Consider the following 363-nt stretch of genomic DNA (forward strand, 5'->3'; position numbering starts at 1 on the left):
GGTGAGAATTCGGCCTTTCCGGCAGGTGCGCCGATCCCGTGGCCATCAGATATCGTTCCGTCTGGCTACGTCCTGATGCAGGGGCAGGCGTTTGACAAATCAGCCTACCCAAAACTTGCTGTCGCGTATCCATCGGGTGTGCTTCCTGATATGCGAGGCTGGACAATCAAGGGGAAACCCGCCAGCGGTCGTGCTGTATTGTCTCAGGAACAGGATGGAATTAAGTCGCACACCCACAGTGCCAGTGCATCCGGTACGGATTTGGGGACGAAAACCACATCGTCGTTTGATTACGGGACGAAAACAACAGGCAGTTTCGATTACGGCACCAAATCGACGAATAACACGGGGGCTCATGCTCAC

Annotated in this window: 1 protein-coding gene; it reads left to right on the forward strand. The window is 54.8% G+C overall.

The window, feature by feature from the left end; translation table 11 throughout:
- Positions 1-363 (forward strand): phage tail protein (locus AC0YKC_RS34020; protein WP_488514250.1); only part of this gene is annotated, 363 nt, incomplete at both ends.

This window comes from Mesorhizobium sp. CNPSo 4661 (assembly GCF_057784215.1).